General features: G+C 69.1%; 13 protein-coding genes. 10 read left to right on the top strand and 3 right to left on the bottom strand.

Annotated features, from left to right (window positions below; genetic code table 11):
- Positions 1–2: 2 nt before the first annotated feature.
- Entirely contained in the window at positions 3–446 is a 444-nt protein-coding gene (locus AB663_RS15740) for a succinate dehydrogenase hydrophobic membrane anchor subunit (protein WP_067201362.1), read from the bottom strand.
- Entirely contained in the window at positions 446–880 is a 435-nt protein-coding gene (gene sdhC, locus AB663_RS15735) for a succinate dehydrogenase, cytochrome b556 subunit (protein ID WP_083511281.1), read from the bottom strand. The genes AB663_RS15740 and sdhC overlap by 1 nt, the downstream gene beginning before the upstream one ends.
- Positions 881–1,094: 214 nt before the next feature.
- Here sdhC and AB663_RS15730 point away from each other — a divergent pair, with 214 nt between their 5' ends.
- From AB663_RS15730 to AB663_RS15685, 10 genes are all read left to right on the top strand, one after another.
- Positions 1,095–2,210, top strand: coding sequence for a mannose-1-phosphate guanylyltransferase (locus tag AB663_RS15730; protein WP_067202881.1), 1,116 nt, complete (start codon positions 1,095–1,097; stop codon positions 2,208–2,210).
- 168 nt (positions 2,211–2,378) lie between these two features.
- Entirely contained in the window at positions 2,379–3,464 is a 1,086-nt protein-coding gene (locus tag AB663_RS15725) for a BMP family lipoprotein (RefSeq protein WP_067201358.1), read from the top strand.
- Positions 3,465–3,569: 105 nt separating this feature from the next.
- A complete protein-coding gene (locus AB663_RS15720; RefSeq protein ID WP_067201356.1) occupies positions 3,570–5,084 on the top strand; it encodes an ABC transporter ATP-binding protein in 1,515 nt (504 codons plus the stop codon).
- Positions 5,081–6,364, top strand: coding sequence for an ABC transporter permease (locus AB663_RS15715; RefSeq protein WP_083511280.1), 1,284 nt, complete (start codon positions 5,081–5,083; stop codon positions 6,362–6,364). The genes AB663_RS15720 and AB663_RS15715 overlap by 4 nt, the downstream gene beginning before the upstream one ends.
- Positions 6,361–7,635, top strand: a complete 1,275-nt coding sequence (locus AB663_RS15710; RefSeq protein ID WP_067201353.1) for an ABC transporter permease — start codon at positions 6,361–6,363, stop codon at positions 7,633–7,635. Before AB663_RS15715 ends, AB663_RS15710 begins: the two co-directional genes overlap by 4 nt.
- A gap of 7 nt (positions 7,636–7,642) precedes the next feature.
- On the top strand, positions 7,643–8,041 hold the full coding sequence (locus AB663_RS15705; protein ID WP_067201350.1) for a cytidine deaminase: 399 nt from the start codon (positions 7,643–7,645) through the stop codon (positions 8,039–8,041).
- On the top strand, positions 8,041–9,351 hold the full coding sequence (locus AB663_RS15700; RefSeq protein ID WP_157541160.1) for a thymidine phosphorylase: 1,311 nt from the start codon (positions 8,041–8,043) through the stop codon (positions 9,349–9,351). The genes AB663_RS15705 and AB663_RS15700 overlap by 1 nt, the downstream gene beginning before the upstream one ends.
- Positions 9,352–9,403: 52 nt before the next feature.
- Entirely contained in the window at positions 9,404–10,519 is a 1,116-nt protein-coding gene (locus AB663_RS15695; RefSeq protein WP_067201344.1) for an adenosine deaminase, read from the top strand.
- A gap of 1 nt (position 10,520) precedes the next feature.
- Positions 10,521–11,624: a polysaccharide deacetylase family protein gene (locus AB663_RS15690; protein WP_232304574.1), complete on the top strand. Its 1,104-nt coding sequence runs from the start codon at positions 10,521–10,523 to the stop codon at positions 11,622–11,624.
- Between the two features lie 27 nt (positions 11,625–11,651).
- The gene (locus AB663_RS15685) at positions 11,652–12,512 is read left to right on the top strand and encodes a carbohydrate kinase family protein (RefSeq protein ID WP_067201341.1); all 861 of its coding nucleotides are present in this window, start codon (positions 11,652–11,654) and stop codon (positions 12,510–12,512) included.
- Between the two features lie 12 nt (positions 12,513–12,524).
- On the opposite strand, the gene AB663_RS15680 is transcribed toward AB663_RS15685, so the two are convergent.
- The gene (locus tag AB663_RS15680) at positions 12,525–13,817 is read right to left on the bottom strand and encodes a flavin-containing monooxygenase (protein WP_067201338.1); all 1,293 of its coding nucleotides are present in this window, start codon (positions 13,815–13,817) and stop codon (positions 12,525–12,527) included.
- Between the last annotated feature and the right edge of the window lie 36 nt (positions 13,818–13,853).

Below are 13,853 nucleotides of genomic sequence, written 5' to 3'. Positions count from 1 at the left end.
TATCAGTTGGCCGCGGCCTGGCAGGTGTCCCACAGCGTGCTCGACTCGGTCACGCCCAGGCACGGGTCGAACGTGAAGACGACCAGGGTGCCGAGGAGGATGAGGAGCGCCGCCGCGAGGCCGAGCGCCCAGATGAGCACCCTGCGCGCGGTGGTGTTCGTGACGTAGTCGTTGACGATCGTGCGCATGCCGTTGGCGCCGTGGATGAGGGCGAGCCACAGCATGAGCACGTCCCACCACTGCCAGAACGGCGACGCGAACTTGCCCGCGATGAACGCGAAGTCCAGGGCGTGGATGCCCTCGCCGACCATGAGGTTGATGAAGAGGTGGCCGAAGATCAGCACGACGAGGACGACGCCGGAGCCGCGCATGAACAGCCAGCCCCACTTCTCCAGGTTCACGCCGCGCTGACGACGGACGGGGGCGGCGACGGTCTGAGCGCTCATCAGTGTCCTCCTCCGAATCCGGCGAACGCGAGCATGAGGTGGCGGGGGACGAATCCGGCCATGAGCACGACCCACACGGCGATGACGCCCCAGAAGAGCTGACGCTGGTAGCGCGCGCCCTTCGACCAGAAGTCGACCGCGATGATGCGCAGGCCGTTGAGGGCGTGGAAGACGATCCCGGCGACCAGCACGACCTCGCCCAGCGCCATGATGGGGTTCTTGTACGTGCCGATCACGGCGTTGTACGCCTCGGGGGACACCCTGATGAGCGCCGTGTCGAGCACGTGCACCAGCAGGAAGAAGAAGATGGCGACTCCGGTGATGCGGTGAAGCACCCACGACCACATGCCTTCGCGACCCCGATAGAGGGTGCCGCGCGGGGTCTTGGACGTGGTTTCCGAAATCGACGGTGTCAAGCGAGCGCTTGCGGACACGGTCGTCCTCCCTGGATCGAAGTGACTCGGTCGCGTGCACTGCGTGGTCCAAGTGTCAGCCTGTCGAAACGCCAGGCACGGCCGATCGCTGACCATCCTATTCCCGTCGGCTCTCGCGGGCGACGAAGGGGAGCCTAAGTCTCTCGATGTCGAGAGGTTTTGCGCATGGTGACGATGCGTTCTCGACATGATCTGCGACGGCTACCCTGGCAGGGTGAACGAACCCATCAAGGACTTCTACGCGGTCATCCCGGCGGGCGGCATCGGCAGCAGGCTGTGGCCGCTGTCGCGAGCGGATGCGCCGAAGTTCCTGCACGACCTCACCGGCTCCGGCCACTCCCTCCTGCGGGACACCTGGGATCGCCTGGAACCGCTGGCCGGTCCGGAGCGCATCGCGGTCGTCACAGGGCGTGCACATCGCGCCGCCGTCGAAGACCAGCTCCCCGGCATCCCCGACCACAACGTCTTCCTCGAATCGGAGCCGCGCGAGTCCCCCGCCGCGATCGGGCTGGCGGCGGCGATCCTGCACAGGCGCGACCCCGATGTCATCATCGGCTCGTTCAGCGCCGATCACGTGATCCGGGGCACGCGGGTCTTCGAGTTCGCCGTGCGCGACGCCGTCGAGGTCGCCAGGGAGGGGTACATCTGCACGATCGGCATCTCCCCGACCGAGCCGGCCGTCGGCTTCGGCTACATCAAGAAGGGAGAGGAGCTCGTCGTCGAGCGCGCGCGCGAAGCGGCCCTCGTCGAGAGCTTCGTCGAGAAGCCCGACCTGGAGACGGCGAAGTCGTACCTCGCCGACCGGGGCTACCTCTGGAACGCGGGCATGTTCATCTCGAAGGCGAGCGTGCTGCTCGACGAGCTCGCCGCCAACGAGCCCGAGCTGCACGCCGGCCTCACCGAGCTCGCCGAGGCATGGGACGACCGTGACCGCCGTGGGCCGGCCGTCGACCGGATCTGGCCCCGGCTGAAGAAGATCGCCATCGACTACGCGGTCGCCGAGCCGGCGGCGAAGCGAGGACGCCTCGCGGTGGTGCCCGGCCACTTCGACTGGGACGACGTGGGCGACTTCGCCTCGCTGACCAAGCTCATCACGAACGGCCGCAAGAACGACCTCGCCGTGCTCGGGCCCAAGGCGAGGGTGCTGTCCGACGCGGCCAGCGGCATCCTCGTCAGCCAGACGTCGCGCGTTATCAGCCTGGTCGGTGTGCAGGACATCGTCGTCGTCGACACTCCGGATGCTCTGCTCGTCACCACCGTGGAGAACGCGCAGCGGGTGAAGGGCGTCGTTGAGTCGCTGAAGGTCACCGGTCGCGGCGACGTGCTCTGAGCCTCACTCCCGTGCTCCGATGAGCAGGCCCGCCTGCTCATCAGTTGCGTTGATTTCAGGTTTGTAACCATTCGCCAGCCCGCGCGGGCCGAACATGCCCAAACGGCGAAACACTAGGTAACTTTGAGCGATCCGCGAGGGCCGCGGAGTCCTTGAGGGAGGAACGAGTTGACCATCTCCACCACCAAGAAGCTGCTCAGCGCGACAGTCGCCGCTGGTGTGATCTTCGCTCTCGCCGGCTGCGGCCAGGCGCCGACCGACAAGCCTGCGGGCGGCGGCGAGAAGCCGGCTGCCTCGGACTTCCAGACGTGCATCGTCTCCGACTTCGGCGGCTTCGACGACAAGTCGTTCAACCAGCTCTCGATGGAGGGCGCGCAGAAGGCGGCCGATGAGATCGGCGTTCCGCTCAAGAAGGCCGAGTCGAACACCGAGACCGAGTACGGCCCCAACGTCGAGAACATGGTCTCCGAGGGCTGCAACGCGATCGTGACCGTCGGCTTCGCCCTCGCGACCGCCACCGTCGACGCGGCCACCGCGAACCCCGACACCGACTTCATCCTCATCGACGACGCCGGCGGCGACGACAAGCCCGACAACGTCAAGCCGCTGCTCTACAACACGGCCGAGGCCGCGTTCCTCGCCGGCTACCTGTCCGCCGGTTACACCAAGGCCGGCAAGGTCGGCACGTACGGGGGCATGGAGTTCCCGACCGTGACGATCTTCATGGACGGTTTCAAGCAGGGTGTCGACTACTACAACTCCGAGAACGGCACGGCCGTCGAGGTCGTCGGCTGGGACGGCAAGACCGGTTCGTTCACGGGCGGCTTCGAGGCCAACCAGGACGCGAAGACCACGGCGCAGAACATCATCGACCAGGGCGTCGACGTGCTGTTCCCGGTCGGCGGTCCGATCTACCAGTCGGGTCTGCAGGCCATCAAGGACTCGGGCAAGGACATCGCGCTCATCGGAGCGGATGCCGACCTGTTCAACACCGACCCCACCACGGCGGACTACGTGCTGACCTCGGTGCTCAAGGCCATGGACCTCTCGACGTACGAGGCCGTGATCGCCGCCTCGAAGGGCGACTTCGACGGCGAGCCGTACGTCGGCACGCTCGAGAACGAGGGCGTCGGCATCGCACCGCTCCACAACTTCGAGAGCAAGGTCGACGCCGAACTCGTCTCGAAGGTGGACGCCATCAAGCAGGACATCATCGACGGGAAGATCGAAGTCACCTCGTACCTCAGCGAGTAAGGACTCACCTCACACACGGGGAGGCCGGCAGTGGCCGGCCTCCCCGCTGTCGTCTGCTCGGGCGATCCCTGGGCACTGCGACACGTCACGAATAGGATCGGACACATGAAGCTCGAGCTGCGCGGCATAACGAAGAGGTTCGGCGCATTGACGGCCAACGACCACATCGATCTCGTCGTCGAACCCGGCGAGATCCACTGCCTCCTCGGCGAGAACGGCGCGGGCAAGTCGACTCTGATGAACGTGCTCTACGGCCTTTATCAGGCCGACGAGGGCGAGATCCTCATCGACGACGTCGTGCAGCACTTCGCCGGCCCTGGCGACGCGATGCTCGCGGGCATCGGCATGGTGCATCAGCACTTCATGCTCATCCCGGTCTTCACGGTCGCCGAGAACGTGATGCTCGGACACGAGTCGACCACGTTCGGCGGCCGCCTCGACCTCGCCGCTGCCCGTCGGAAGGTGCGGGAGATCTCGGAACGCTTCGGCTTCGACGTCGACCCGGATGCCGTCGTGGAGGACCTCCCGGTGGGCGTCCAGCAGCGGGTCGAGATCATCAAGGCGCTCGCGCGTGACGCGAGCATCCTCGTCTTCGACGAGCCCACCGCCGTGCTCACCCCGCAGGAGACCGACGAGTTGATGGCGACGATGCGCCAGCTCAAGGAGCAGGGCACCGCGATCGTCTTCATCACGCACAAGCTGCGCGAGGTGCGCGAGGTCGCCGACCGCATCACGGTGATCCGTCTCGGAACGGTCGTCGGCGAGGCCTCGCCGACCGCGTCGAACACCGAGCTGGCTTCGCTCATGGTCGGTCGCTCCGTGGAGCTCACGGTGCACAAGGACGCGCCTGTGCTCCGCGACAACGCGCTCGTCGTCGAGAACCTCACCGTGACGGATGCCGGTGGCGCCGTGCTCGTGGACGACGCCTCATTCGAGGTGCGCGGCGGCGAGGTGCTCGCGATCGCCGGCGTCCAGGGCAACGGGCAGACGGAGCTCACCGAGGCGCTCGTCGGACTCCAGGAGCGCGTCCGCGGCAGCATCCGCCTCAACGGGCAGGAGCTCGTCGGCCGCAGCGTGCGGCAGATCCTCGACGCGGGTGTGGGATTCGTCCCCGAGGACCGCGGTGTCGACGGGCTCGTGAAGGAGTTCTCCATCGCGGAGAACCTCATGCTCGACCGCTCGAACGGCGCGCCCTTCGTCAAGAACGGCGCGCTGCAGATGCGCGTGCGCGACGACTTCGCGCGAGAGAAGATCGCCGAGTTCGACATCCGCGCGCAGGGACCGACGCAACCGGCCGGCCGTCTCTCCGGAGGCAATCAGCAGAAGGTCGTGCTCGCGCGCGAGCTCAGCCGTGACCTCTCGCTGTTCATCGCCGCCCAGCCGACGCGCGGCGTCGACGTCGGTTCCATCGAGTTCATCCACAAGCGCATCGTGGAGACGCGCGATGCCGGAGTCCCTGTGATCGTGATCTCGACGGAGCTCGACGAGGTCACAGCCCTCGCCGACCGCATCCTCGTGATGTACCGCGGGAAGATCGTCGGCGTCGTCCCCGGCGACACGCCCCGCGACACCCTCGGCCTCATGATGGCCGGCGCGGCGACCGAAGGAGTGCAGGCATGACCGCCGCCCAGACCCTGCCCGATCCGGCCCCGGCCGCACCGGAGGCACCGCGCCCGTCGCGCTGGCGCGCCGCGATGACCGAGATCGTCAGCGGCAACGTGCTCGTCTCGATCCTCGCGGTGGTCGCTGCCATCGTCGTCGGCTCGCTCATGATCGCCCTCACCGACCCCGGCGTACAGGCGGCGATGAGCTACTTCTTCGCCCAGCCCGGTGACACCTTCGTCGCGATCGGCAACGCCGTCGGTGGGGCCTACGCCGCCCTCTTCCGCGGGTCGATCTACAACGTCAACGCCGACTCGTTCGCGATCGGCATCCGTCCTCTCACCGAGACGCTGAAGTTCGCGACGCCGCTCATCGCGGCCGGCCTCGGCGTCGGTCTCGCGTTCCGCGCAGGGCTGTTCAACATCGGCGGTCAGGGGCAGATGCTCATGGCGGCCGCGGCTGCCGGCTACGTCGCGACCTCGTGGAACCTGCCCTTCCCGCTGCACATGATCGTCGCGCTGATCGCCGGTGTCGCAGCCGGAGCCGTCTGGGCGGGGATCGCCGGTTTCCTCAAGGCGCGCACGGGTGCGCACGAGGTCATCGTGACGATCATGCTGAACCACATCGCGTTCTACCTGCTCGCATGGATGCTCGCCACGCAGGGGCTGCTCCAGGCGCCTGGGTCGAACAACCCCAAGACTGCGCCGATGGCAGACTCCGCCGTGCTTCCGCAGATCCTCGGCCCGATGTACAAGCTGCATCTCGGGTTCCTCTTCGCGCTCGTCGCAGTGGCCGTCACGTGGTGGCTGCTGGAGCGGTCAAGCCTCGGATTCCGCTTCCGCGCCGTCGGCGAGAACCCGGCGGCGGCACGAACGGCGGGCATCTCCGTCGGACGCATGTACTTCACCGTGATGCTCGTCGCCGGTGCGCTCGTCGGCCTCGCCGGTGTGAGCCAGGTGCTCGGCACCGAGCCGAAGGGCTTCAGCGGCGGCATCGACGCGGGCATCGGATTCGACGCCATCACCGTCGCGCTGCTCGGACGCTCGCGGCCGCTCGGCATCCTCGGCGCCGGCCTGCTCTTCGGCGCGTTCAAGACCGGAGGCTTCACGATGCAGGCCTCGCAGGGCGTGCCCATCGAGATCGTGCTGGTCGTGCAGTCGCTCATCGTGCTGTTCATCGCCGCGCCGCCGCTCGTGCGGGCCATGTTCGGGCTCCCGCAGCCCGGCCGGACCACCCGGCGCCAGCGTCGTGCCGACGCGAAGCGCCGCCTCGTCGCAGAGAAGGAGGTGGCGGCATGAGCGTCCAGACCATCGACGCAGCACCGCGCACCGTCACCGTCGTCTCGTGGAAGACGCCTGTCATCTTCACCGTCGTCACGGTGCTCGTCGCGCTGCTGCCGCTGCTCGCTCCGCGTCCGGGGGACGCGACGTTCCGGCTCACCTCGGGCGGGGAGCTGCTGGCCGTGCCGAACCTCGTCGTGCCCGGCACGGCGACCGCCTGGGTGACCATCGTCATCGCCGCGGCGATCGCCGCCGTGGCGTGGTTCCTCGCGTCCGCACGTCGCCGCGTGCCGCTGTGGCTGACGGCCGTGTTCGCGGCAGCGCTGATCTTCGGGTTCCTCGCGTGGGCGGCGGCCGGCAGCTCCGGCACGCTGCCGATGATCGGTCTGCTCGAGGGCGCGCTCGCGCTCGCCACCCCGCTCATCTTCGGCGCCCTCGGCGGCGTGATCGGAGAGCGCGCCGGTGTCGTGAACATCGCGATCGAGGCGCAGCTGCTGGCCGGCGCGTTCACGGCGGCGATCGTCGGCTCCGCCACCGGCAGCCCGTGGGCCGGCCTCGTGGCGGCCATGGCGGCCGGCGTCCTCGTGGCACTCGTGCTCGGCGTCTTCGCGATCACCTACTACGTCGACCAGGTGATCGTCGGCGTGGTGCTCAACGTGCTCGTGATCGGCGTGACGACCTTCCTCTTCCGTCAGGTGCTCGCGCCCAACCAGGCGACCCTCAACACGGTCACCCCGTTCCCGAAGCTGCCGATCCCGGTGCTCAGCGAGATCCCGATCATCGGCCCGATCCTGTTCCGGCAGACCATCGTCGTCTACCTCATGTACGTCGTCGTGTTCGTCGTCTGGTACGGCATGTACCGCACGCGCTGGGGGCTCCGGATGCGTGCGGTGGGCGAGCACCCGCAGGCGGCGGACACCGTCGGCATCAACGTCGCGCGGACGCGCTACATGAACGTGCTCATCGCGGGAGCGATCGCCGGCATGGGCGGCGCGTTCTACACACTCGTCTCGGTGCCCCGCTTCAATCCGGAGATGACCGCCGGCGCCGGGTTCATCGCCCTCGCGGCCGTGATCTTCGGCAAGTGGGACCCGATCAAGGCCACGCTCGCCGCGCTGCTGTTCGGCTTCGCCACGAACCTGCAGGGCGTGCTGAGCGTCATCGGATCCCCGGTGCCGAGCCAGTTCATGCTGATGCTGCCGTACGTCGTCACCATCTTCGCCGTGGCCGGCCTCGTCGGGCGCTCCCGCCCGCCCGCAGCCGACGGCGAGCCCTACATCAAGTCCTAGGAGAGAGATGACCGACATCGACTGGGACGACCTCCGTCAGGTCGCCACGGATGCCATGACCAAGGCGTATGCGCCGTACTCCCGCTACCGGGTCGGCGCCGCCGCCCTCGTCAGCGACGGCCGTGTCGTCGCCGGCTGCAACGTCGAGAACGCGTCGTACGGCGTCGGCCTGTGCGCCGAGTGCGCGCTGGTCGGAGACCTGCACATGTCCGGCGGCGGCAAGCTCGTGGCCTTCGTGTGCGTGAACAACGATGGCGAGACGATCATGCCGTGCGGCCGCTGTCGTCAGCTGCTCTTCGAGCACGCCATGCCGGGGATGCTGCTGGAGACGGTGTCGGGCATCCGCACCATCGACGAGGTGCTGCCGGATGCGTTCGGCCCCCGTGACCTCGAGGAGGTTCGCTGATGTCCGTCGAGCCCTTCGACGCGGTCGACGTGATCCGCGCCAAGCGCGACGGCGGGGTCGTCCCCGAGCCGGCTCTGCGCTGGATGGTCGACGCCTACACCCGCGGCTACGTCTCCGACGCGCAGATGGCGTCGTTCGCGATGGCGGTGTTTCAGCGCGGCATGCAGCGCGACGAGATCCGCGTGCTCACCGACGCCATGATCGCCTCGGGCGAGCGCATGAGCTTCGCGAGCCTCGGCAAGAAGACCGTGGACAAGCACTCCACGGGCGGCGTCGGCGACAAGATCACGCTGCCGCTGGCTCCGCTCGTCGCCTCGTTCGGGGTCGCGGTCCCGCAGCTCAGCGGACGCGGCCTCGGCCACACCGGCGGCACGCTCGACAAGCTCGAGTCCATCCCCGGGTGGCGCGCGTCGCTCAGCAACGAGGAGATGTTCGCGCAGATGCAGAGCGACGTCGGGGCGGTCATCTGCGCCGCAGGCTCCGGCCTCGCCCCGGCCGACAAGAAGCTCTACGCCCTGCGCGACGTCACCGGTACGGTCGAGGCGATCCCGCTCATCGCCTCGAGCATCATGTCGAAGAAGATCGCCGAGGGCACCGATGCGCTCGTGCTCGACGTGAAGTTCGGATCGGGCGCCTTCATGCAGGACATCGACCGTGCCAGGGAGCTGGCTCGGACGATGGTCGAACTCGGCACCGACTCCGGCGTGGCGACGACCGCCCTGCTCACCGACATGAACGTCCCGCTCGGTCGCGCCATCGGCAACGCCAACGAGGTGCGAGAATCGGTCGAGGTGCTCGCGGGCGGCGGTCCGGCCGATGTGCGCGACCTGACGATCGCCCTCGCCCGCGAGATGCTGGCACTCGCCGGACAGCCGGATGCCGATGTCGAGAAGGCGCTCGACGACGGCCGTGCGATGGACAGCTGGAAGAGGATGATCCGTGCACAGGGCGGCGACCCCGACGCCGTGTTGCCGACCGCGCGCGAGACCCACGTCGTGACCGCCGACGTCGACGGCGTGGTGACCCGCATGGATGCGCTGCCGTTCGGCATCGCGGCATGGCGGCTCGGCGCAGGTCGGGCGCGAGCGGACGACCCCGTGGTCTTCGAGGCCGGCATCGACCTGCATGCCAAGCCGGGCGACGTGGTCGCGGCGGGGCAGCCGCTGTTCACGCTGTCGGCCGCAGACGACGCGCGCTTCGCACGGGCGCTCGACGCGCTCGACGGCGCATGGGAGATCGGCGACCCGTCGGACACCGGCGCAGCGGGGCACGGGGCGGCATCGCTCGTGCGCGAACGCATCACCGCGTGACAAGACGCACCGCTAGCCTGAACTGAGCGAATCTGCGACCGAGAGGAACCCCATGTCGATCGATGCGAACGGCGACGTCAGCGTCCAGGGCGCTTCGCTGCGCAGCCTGCCCAAGGTGTCCCTGCACGACCACCTCGACGGAGCGGTGCGCCCGGGCACCATCATCGAACTGGCCGATGCGATCGGCCTCGAGGTGCCGGAGAGCGACCCGCGGGCGCTCGGACGGTGGTTCGCGCGGCAGAGCGACTCGGGTTCGCTCGTCGAGTACCTGAAGACGTTCGACCTCACGACCGCGGTGATGCAGACGACCGAGGGACTGACGCGTGTCGCGCGGGAGTTCGTGCAGGACCTCGCGGCCGACGGCGTGATCTACGGCGAGGTGCGCTGGGCTCCTGAGCAGCATCTCGCGCGCGGACTCTCGCTCGAGCAGGCGGTGGACGCCGTCCAGCAGGGCATCGAGGAGGGCGAGGACGCAGCGGACCGCGACGGGCACAGCATCCGGGTGGGCCAGCTCATCACGGCGATGAGGCACACCGACCGCGCCCGCGAGATCGCCGAACTCGCAGTGAGCTTCCGTGGACGCGGGGCCGTCGGCTTCGACATCGCCGGCCCCGAAGACGGCTTCCCGCCGTCGAACCACCGCGCGGCTTTCGACTATCTCGCCGAGAACTTCTTCCCCGTGACGGTTCACGCAGGGGAGGCGGCGGGGCTGGCATCGATCCGTTCCGCGCTGCTCGACGGTCGCGCGCTGCGGCTCGGTCACGGCGTGCGCATCGCCGAGGACCTCGAAGTCGTCACGCAGGAGGGCGACGAGGTGCAGGTGCGCTTCGGAGACCTCGCGCGCTGGGTGCGCGACCGCGAGATCCCGCTGGAGCTCTCGCCGTCGTCGAACCTGCAGACCGGCGCGATCTCCGCGTGGGGCAACACGCTCGCCGATCATCCGTTCGATCTGCTGTACCAGCTCGGTTTCGCCGTGACGGTGAACGTCGACAACCGCACGATGAGCGCGACCTCCCTCACGCGGGAGCTCGCACTGCTCGTCGAGGCCTTCGAGTACGACCTCGACGACCTCGAGACCTTCCAGTTCAACGCGGCGTCCGCGACCTTCCTGCCCGTCGAGGAGCGCGAGGAACTGGTCGAGATGATCGCCGACGGCTTCGACATCTGACGTGGCGGCAGGGGGGAGACGGCGGGCGCTGCTCGCCGTCGCGATCGTCGGCACGATCGTGATGGTCGGAGGGGGAGCAACGGTCGCCCTAGCGGGCATGCTGCGGGAGACGCGGATCGCCGAGCCCCGCGCGGAGGGCGCGAGTCTCGTGCGGACGCTCACGGCGGCCGAACAGCTGCTCGCCGAAGCGGATGATCCGCTGGCGTGCGCGGTGACCTTCACGGGGGAGGGTGCGCCGGGTGATCCCGTGCTGCTGAGGCAGGACGCGCTGTACCAGGACCTCCCCATCCCGACGACCGACGGCCGGGTGTTCGCCGGCTGGTACGCGTCGGCGGAGGCTGCGGCAGCCCTCGACACCGCGGGACGGGTGAACGGTGCGGATCCGGTCGTGTGCACCGACCGGCAGGTCGAGCTCTTCGCGGCGTGGACGACCTCCGAGCGGAACTCGGCTGAGAATGCGCGGATCCCCATCCTGATGTACCACCAGTTCACGGCGAAGCCCGAGGGCGAGTCGGGCTGGCTGCGCGGGAACTACGCCTACATCGGCGACTTCGAGGCGCAGATGAACCACATCGCGACGACCGGGTTCTACCTCCCCACGTGGGATGAGCTGGACGCCTTCATCGACGGGCGGCTGTTCCTCCCCGCGCGCTCGGTCATCATCACCGACGACGACGCGGACCAGAGCTGGTTCGACCTGGCGGTGCCGGTGATCGACGAGTACAAGCTCCTGTCCACGTCGTTCATGATCACGGCGCACCGGCAGGACGCTCCTCCGTCGATCTACGTGCAGCGACGCTCGCACACCCACGACATGCATCAGGCGGGGGCGAACGGCAAGGGGCGCATGGTGAACTGGACGGCGGAGGAGATCGCCGCAGACCTCGCCGCCTCGGGTGACGTCCTCGGCGTGCGTGAGGTGATGGCCTATCCATACGGTCACTACAACGACACGGCCAAGCAGGGCGTCGCGCAGGCGGGGTACGAGCTGGCGCGCACCATCGAACCGGGCCTGGTGACGATCGGCACCGACAAGCTGGCGCTGCCGGTCGTCCGCATCGATTACGGAATGACCGTCGACGCGCTGGTCGCGCGCATCGGCTGAGCACGCGGCGCACGGCAGGATGGGCACATGCCCTCTCCTTCCGTCTTCATCGCCGGCCCCGCATCCTGGAACTCGATCGTGGTCCTCGACCGCCTTCCTGAGCCCGTGCCGCACATGCAGTTCGCGGAGGACAGCTGGGACACCGTCGGCGGCACGAGCGCAGGCAAGGCCCTCAGCCTCACGGGCCTTGGCCGGTCGACGCTGCTGTACGCCCTGGCGGGCGACGACGAGCCGGGGGAGCGGGTGCGCGGCGCGCTCGCAGGCGCGGGCGTCGACGTCCGCTGGGCGAGTGCCTCGGCGACGGAGCGGCACCTCAACCTCATGACGCGCGCCGGCGGCCGCGTGTCGCTGTACCTCTCGGCGCCGTCGGCCACGGACGGCGCGGAGGACGACGAGCTGCGCGACCTCATGGCGGCGGCCGATGCGCTGGTGCTCGACCTCGCTGCCGAACCGCTGCGCCTGCTGCCGCTCGCGCGTGAGGCCGGCACGCCCATCTGGGTCGATGTGCACGACTACGACGGATCGGCGGAGTTCCACCGGCCCTTCCTCGACGCCGCCGACGCGGTCTTCTGCAACGCCGACCGGCTCGACGACCCGGTGGCCTTCCTCCACTCCCGCATCGCGGCCGGTGCGACGCTCGCCGTCTGCACCCTCGGCGCCGACGGCGCGGTCGCCGTGGACGCCGACGGCGTCGAGCACCGGGTCGCCGCCGTCCCCGTCGACGTCGTCGACACGAACGGCGCGGGCGACGCGTTCCTCGCAGGTGTGCTCGACGCGCATCTCGCGGGCGCGTCGGTTCCCGAGGCGCTCGCGGCGGGGGCGCGGTCGGCATCGTCGGTGCTGCGCACCAGGCACCTGCATCCGCTGCTCGATCGCGTGACGCCGTGATTCCGGTGGACGTCAGCCCCGTGCGTCGAGCGCGCCCTGCTCGCGCCGCACGGCGCGGCGGTAGGCGTCCTTGTTGACGTAGTACGACATGCGGTCGACCGCGAGGTATCGGTAGCCGCCCGTGACGTCGGGCCAGGGCTCCCGCACGACGCGATCGCGGAACCGGGCAGCGCGCCCCGGAGCACGCTCGCTCGCGTCGAGGTACGCGGCCAGCAGTTCGGCCTGCTCGTAGCGCCCCTGCCATCCGATGCCGGAGGCCTCGACCATCCCCACGACGTAGAGCCCGTTGAACGACGCGGGGAACATCTGCAGGAACAGCCGCGGCGCAGCTCCCCGCCAGTGCAGATGCGAACGGTCGACGAAGGGATAGTCCAGGCGGTAGCCGGTGGCCAGCAGCACGAGGTCGTAGTCGTCGGACGTGCCGTCGCGGAACCGCACCGTGGTGCCGTCGAAGCGCTCGACGTCGGCACGGACCCGCAGATCGCCCTGGCCGAGGTGCGTGAGGATCAGGGTGTTGACGATCGGATGCGACTCGTAGATGCGGTGGTCGGGCTTCGGGAAGCCGAAGCGCACGGGGTCGCCGGTGAACGCCCTGAGCACGCGGCTGTCGATCGCCTGCTTGAGACGGCGGGGGAGCGGAGGGCCCTGGTTGAGGGTGTCGCTCGGCCTGCCGAACAGGTACCGCGGCACGAAGTGGTACCCCCGGCGCACGCTCAAATCGACGGATGCCGCATGGTGCACGGCGTCGACCGCGATATCGCATCCCGAGTTGCCCGCGCCGACGAGCAGCACGCGTCTGCCGGCGAACCGGGTCGCCGACTTGTACGCGCTGGAGTGCAGGAGCTCTCCGGAGAACTCGCCCGGGATGGAGGGGATGCGGGGCTCGGCGAGCGTGCCGTTCGCGAGCACGACTCCTGGGTACCAGCGGGTCGCGAGGCCGTCGGGGCCGACGCTGGTGAGGTCCCAGCCGCCGCCGCGCGGCTCCAGGCGCGTGACCCGCGTGCGGAAGCGGAAGAGCTCGTCGAGGCGGAAGCGCTCGGCGTAGTCGCGGAAGTATTGCAGCACGGCCCGGTGGCCGGGATAGTCGACGTCGGAGCGCATCGGGAACTCGGCGAACTCGGTCGTCGTACGCGACGAGATGAGGTGCGCCGACTCGTAGACCGTGCTCCGCGGGTTCGAGATGTCCCACAGCCCGCCCACGCCATCGGACGCCTCGTAGCCGTCGACCCCGATGCCGCGGCGCGCCAGCGCCCTGGCTGCGGCGAGTCCCGAGGGACCGGCCCCGATGACGGCGTACGTGTTCATCAGTCTCCCTGCGCACGGACGTGCTGCGGTCGGGTC

Source organism: Microbacterium sp. XT11, from assembly GCF_001513675.1.
In the GTDB taxonomy this organism is placed as follows: domain Bacteria; phylum Actinomycetota; class Actinomycetes; order Actinomycetales; family Microbacteriaceae; genus Microbacterium.
The sequence above is the reverse complement of the archived record's forward strand: the minus strand, read 5'-3'. Positions and strand labels throughout refer to the sequence as shown.

Coding starts and splice junctions, on each gene's coding strand:
- AB663_RS15740 (WP_067201362.1), bottom strand. CDS start 446: ATGAGCGCTCAGACCGTCGCCGCCCCCGTCCGTCGTCAGCGCGGCGTG.
- AB663_RS15720 (WP_067201356.1), top strand. CDS start 3,570: ATGAAGCTCGAGCTGCGCGGCATAACGAAGAGGTTCGGCGCATTGACG.
- AB663_RS15715 (WP_083511280.1), top strand. CDS start 5,081: ATGACCGCCGCCCAGACCCTGCCCGATCCGGCCCCGGCCGCACCGGAG.
- AB663_RS15710 (WP_067201353.1), top strand. CDS start 6,361: ATGAGCGTCCAGACCATCGACGCAGCACCGCGCACCGTCACCGTCGTC.
- AB663_RS15705 (WP_067201350.1), top strand. CDS start 7,643: ATGACCGACATCGACTGGGACGACCTCCGTCAGGTCGCCACGGATGCC.
- AB663_RS15700 (WP_157541160.1), top strand. CDS start 8,041: ATGTCCGTCGAGCCCTTCGACGCGGTCGACGTGATCCGCGCCAAGCGC.
- AB663_RS15695 (WP_067201344.1), top strand. CDS start 9,404: ATGTCGATCGATGCGAACGGCGACGTCAGCGTCCAGGGCGCTTCGCTG.
- AB663_RS15685 (WP_067201341.1), top strand. CDS start 11,652: ATGCCCTCTCCTTCCGTCTTCATCGCCGGCCCCGCATCCTGGAACTCG.
- AB663_RS15680 (WP_067201338.1), bottom strand. CDS start 13,817: ATGAACACGTACGCCGTCATCGGGGCCGGTCCCTCGGGACTCGCCGCA.